This window comes from Shewanella surugensis (assembly GCF_023284005.1).
Taxonomy (GTDB): Bacteria; Pseudomonadota; Gammaproteobacteria; order Enterobacterales; family Shewanellaceae; genus Shewanella; species Shewanella surugensis.
Window position 1 is genome coordinate 1 of record NZ_JAKIKS010000222.1, and the last position, 4,133, is coordinate 4,133.

At 39.3% G+C, this 4,133-nt stretch carries 6 protein-coding genes and 1 pseudogene; 3 read left to right on the forward strand and 4 right to left on the reverse strand.

What is annotated here, in order from left to right; genetic code table 11:
• Positions 1-111 precede the first annotated feature (111 nt).
• Complete coding sequence (locus L2764_RS25985; RefSeq protein ID WP_312018391.1) at positions 112-546, forward strand: transposase; 435 nt, start codon at positions 112-114, stop codon at positions 544-546.
• A 216-nt stretch (positions 547-762) separates the two neighbouring features.
• Here L2764_RS25985 and L2764_RS25990 read toward each other — a convergent pair whose 3' ends face one another.
• Both L2764_RS25990 and L2764_RS25995 read right to left on the reverse strand, forming a co-directional pair.
• On the reverse strand, positions 763-1,104 hold the full coding sequence (locus L2764_RS25990; RefSeq protein ID WP_248943249.1) for a hypothetical protein: 342 nt from the start codon (positions 1,102-1,104) through the stop codon (positions 763-765).
• 278 nt (positions 1,105-1,382) lie between these two features.
• Entirely contained in the window at positions 1,383-2,075 is a 693-nt protein-coding gene (locus tag L2764_RS25995; protein ID WP_248943253.1) for an IS6 family transposase, read from the reverse strand.
• A 92-nt stretch (positions 2,076-2,167) separates the two neighbouring features.
• On the opposite strand from L2764_RS25995, the pseudogene L2764_RS26000 reads away from it, so the two are divergent.
• A pseudogene (locus L2764_RS26000) lies at positions 2,168-2,466 on the forward strand (transposase domain-containing protein); the annotation flags it as partial.
• Positions 2,467-2,538: 72 nt separating this feature from the next.
• Here L2764_RS26000 and L2764_RS26005 read toward each other — a convergent pair.
• Complete coding sequence (locus tag L2764_RS26005) at positions 2,539-3,054, reverse strand: hypothetical protein (RefSeq protein ID WP_248943250.1); 516 nt, start codon at positions 3,052-3,054, stop codon at positions 2,539-2,541.
• A gap of 466 nt (positions 3,055-3,520) precedes the next feature.
• Between L2764_RS26005 and L2764_RS26010 the strand changes: the two genes are divergently transcribed.
• Complete coding sequence (locus L2764_RS26010) at positions 3,521-3,919, forward strand: helix-turn-helix domain-containing protein (RefSeq protein WP_248943251.1); 399 nt, start codon at positions 3,521-3,523, stop codon at positions 3,917-3,919.
• Positions 3,920-3,939: 20 nt separating this feature from the next.
• On the opposite strand, the gene L2764_RS26015 is transcribed toward L2764_RS26010, so the two are convergent.
• Positions 3,940-4,133: DDE-type integrase/transposase/recombinase (locus L2764_RS26015; protein WP_248943252.1), on the reverse strand; the 194-nt coding region annotated here is incomplete at its 5' end.

A 4,133-nucleotide genomic window follows, 5' to 3' on the forward strand; every position in this document is an offset into this window, starting at 1 on the left:
CGGGCTGCTGCTTTATCAAATCAACCCACTCTTCATGAGAACGCTTAGTCATATTAACTCCTGATATCATAGTCAGGGGTTAACATAAGGGATCGATGAACACGGTTGAAGGTGTACTTGCTCGGACGGTTACCTTGTTACTCACGAAGCAGCAGACTTAATGTGCTTCGTTTCTTAAGTAGGAAGGGCACACTGATTTATCACACGACAGAAAGCAAAGTGAATACTGATGTGGTCATGGAGGCGTTCGAGCATTTTATTTATGTGCAGTCACTGGATAAATTAACCGTTATTTATCTTGATAATGCCTCATTTCATCACGCTAAACGTTTTAAAGAAAAGTGTCATGAATGGCTACTAAAAGGCCTTGTTGTTATGTACTTACCCGCTTACTCTCCTGAACTCAATATCATTGAAATACTGTGGAAGAAGATCAAGTATGAATGGTTATCCTGCCATGATTTTATCACTTTTGATGCACTCAAAGAGAGTGTAAAAAACATAATGAGCAACTATTCATCAAAATACTCGATAACTTTTAATTAAGCACTTAGCCCCAAACCAATATCGGTTAACTAACAATAACTATGGGTGGTCTCCAATTTCAAACAGAGCAAACTCTCATTCTACTATTAGCATAATAAAGAGTATGACTAAACTTTAGCCTCGGGCTCCTCACGTTAATAGAGAGTACACTTGATTCTTGATAACACCTGGGACGCGACTGCGCCCGGCCTATCCTTATCTGTTATACATACAAAATTATAAATTAATGCTATTAACTAATGGCCTTGTTCCTGAGCAAAAAGGTAATGTAACTCGTATCTCTTTCTCTGCCATTCTTGCTGACAAGGCCAAAGCATACATAGACTTTCCTTTTTCAGTAGAAAGATCGATAGTTATATACTGTGAAAGGCAATCGTCATTCTTATGTGTATCTGGAATGCTAGTTTCAAATTTTAAAGTCGCCACCGGTGATGTTTCGCTTCCTTCAATAAACAATTGTTGTATTTTTGTGTACGATGAAAACTGACCAGCATCTGCTCCCGCAAAGCAATTTGTTGACATTAATAAAAGGGAATAGATAGGTATTTTTTTTAACATGACATTTCACCAAAGTTTAATTGTGTATAATATTTGTATAGTGCGCATGCCCAATTACCATGTCTTACAAAACAAGCAGACCAGTACTCTCACCCAAAACAGACGCCTCACTAATATACTGTATTTTATCAGATTTTAGTTATACACACCAGCCTTTACTCATACTAAGAGCAGCATGCGTCGCAATACATTTAACAATGGGTGGCTTGATTATTTGCGCTGTCGCAAACTGAGATCTCACCGCTATAATTTGAGGGCGCAAGATCTCTCAGATACAATTAGGCCGCCAAAGAATAAAATTGTTCCCATGGTGTCATCATTTCAGTAGTGTTCATTTGTCCTTGCTTAATCATGGACCAAAGCTCAACACCCATCAAGGTCGATTCAGCCCCTTCCCAAGACTTCCAGCCCAAACATTGATGCATTTTTCCTTTCAATTTTCGATGGCTTTGCTCGACAATATTATTCAGATATTTGATAGCCAAAACCTCAATCATAAACAGCATATACCCAGACAGCCAAAGACGAATATTGATGGTATCTAATGCTGCAGCATTCGCACCACTTTTATCAATGACTACCTTTTCAGGCAAGCCATGTTGGTTGATGGCTTTATTGAAAAATGCCAGTGCCACTGGCTCATCACGGGTTTCACTCAGATAACAATCAATAATAGCGCCGTATTTATCCACGGCTCGATAATAGTAAACCCACCGACCTTTAACTTTTATGTAGGTTTCGTCCATTCGCCACGAGCCAGATACTCGACGCTTTATCTTCCTGAATATGGCTTCGAGTTGTGGCGCATATTTGATCACCCAACGGTTCAGGGTTGAGTGGTCAAAATGGATATTTCGCTCAGCGAACATCTCCTCAATTTCACGGTAACTGAGTTTGTAGGCCAGGTAATAGCGAAGCGCCTGCATGATGATCGCGGAAGGGTAATGTCGGCCTGAAAAATTGAGTGTCATGGGAGTGAACATAAAAAGTGATGCTTGGATCATAAAGCATTGATGCTGTTTGCGACAGAACCCTTGGTTATGCACTCGATAGAAAAGCAGAGCTCAAGGTCTTCTTGAGTTACCCTGCTGTGCCTATCGATACCAATCACTTAGAGCGTGCGCTGAGGGTGATCCCTATGGGTCGGAAAACTATCTGTTCTGCTGGACTGAGCTGGGTGCAGAGCAATTAGGAATGCTGCAAAGTTTACTCGTCACCTGCCGTCTGCAAGGGATTAATCCTTATACTTATCTCGTGGATGTACTCCAACGAGTCAGTCAGCATCCCGCTTCACAACCTCGGCTGTGGAAGACCAAATTCGGTGATAACCCCCTTACGTCTGATCTAATGCAGACTTATTAATCTCCTGCAAGACCGTCTTATATTGACCGCTTACTGCGTAACATCAAGTAATAATGAAAGTTGTTTTATAAATTAAAGTTTAAAAACATTGCCTTTTACCACAATAAAAGGGCGACCAAAGCTTCCTGCTGGACCACATGCTAAATTAACATTATAAGGAATGTATATCTCGTCAAGTAGGTGGTGATACCGCAACTCATTTACAGTTTCTTTTTTATGATAGGTTTTCCACTGAGAAAATATAGAATTACCTTTCACCCACCACTTACCTAGATATACTTCCTGATTAGAGTTGTTTTTCCTAAAAAGAAGGTCTCCATTATGCTTGAAATATAATTCATATAATGCTTTTGTATTACAGGTATGCCCAAGAATAGAATTCCCACTAACAAGGATCTTTAAATCCGTCGCATTAAGAGACTTACTTTTGGATAAATATTTAGATATTTCAGTATTTAAGTTGATGTCATTAAGGTAACGAACATTGTTGTTCAGTTCTTTTGATATTGCTGAAAAACTTACAAAACATAAAATAAGTATTAGTATGCCTTTCAACATTAATCCTAACTTACAATAAACTAGTTTCATATTTACTCCATCCCAAGGTTAGTGGCCTTATCTTTATTTATTTTTATACGGCAATTCAAAGCAAAAATTTCGAAAAACATTTTAGGCTACAGTGCTAAATTTAGCCGCCAAATGGGTTTCCATTCATGACAGTTTAAAGATGCAACCGCGAAAAATATCTTAGCCAACCTTCTTCATATTTTCCAAATACTCATTCGGATAATAACAATCCAAAACAGCTTTGGGTCTATTATTTAATCTCATTCGGGTTTAATTCCTCGCCGCTTGCGGCGTAGAAGTCTTTTGGGCTCTCCGCCCGTTAGTGTTGTAGTGGAACCTAAATAGAATAAGGGTTAGAATGATCCCACTTATCAGTGAACTTCTCATAATTATTCAAAAAAATGGCCGACATTACCCTACCTTTAGATATAGATTCATTAGAAATAACCAAGCAACCTATTGATAAGAAAGATAGCATCAATTAGATGTGGTTAGCAAGTGTACTCATTCAACCTGCCGTAAGTGCGGTCAACCCGCGACAAAACGCAACGGATACGGCACTAAAATTCTGGTTCAACACACCAAAATACTAGAACGTAAAGTCTACCTTAGAATCAAGCCTGTTAAATATGAATGCAAGGAATGTGATGACCACCCGACGACCACTGAGCAATATGGTTGGTGTGGTCAAAATACTAAAATAACAAAAGCATTGGAAAAATATTTGATGCTTTGTTTGATCAATAGCACCCTCGAGGATGTGTCACGTAAGGAGAGAGTCAGTGACAAAACCATCATGCGTGCCGTTAGTCGTCAGGTGAATAATAAAGTAGATTGGAGTCAGTACACTGATCTGGCTCCGTTGCAAAGTTTAGCGGGAGTCTGATTTTTCTGTTAATTCATCGCCTAGAAAGTAAATTGTCTCTCAATTAGGCGCACTTCGGCTAAGGAGCCACGACCATACAACCAGAAGTTAAGTTGGCCTTTTGGAAACATGCGCATGACCTCAAATCCTCTTATCGTAGCGAATGCTGTTTTCAAAGATTGAAACCCTCGAACAGGGTTGATGAGTCGTTTGAGTTTGCCATGATCGGACTCTA

Bases quoted from the DNA above. Each gene is read 5' to 3' on its own strand.
- L2764_RS25990 (WP_248943249.1), bottom strand. From the start codon at position 1,104: ATGTTAAAAAAAATACCTATCTATTCCCTTTTATTAATGTCAACAAAT.
- L2764_RS25995 (WP_248943253.1), bottom strand. From the start codon at position 2,075: ATGACACTCAATTTTTCAGGCCGACATTACCCTTCCGCGATCATCATG.
- L2764_RS26005 (WP_248943250.1), bottom strand. From the start codon at position 3,054: ATGAAACTAGTTTATTGTAAGTTAGGATTAATGTTGAAAGGCATACTA.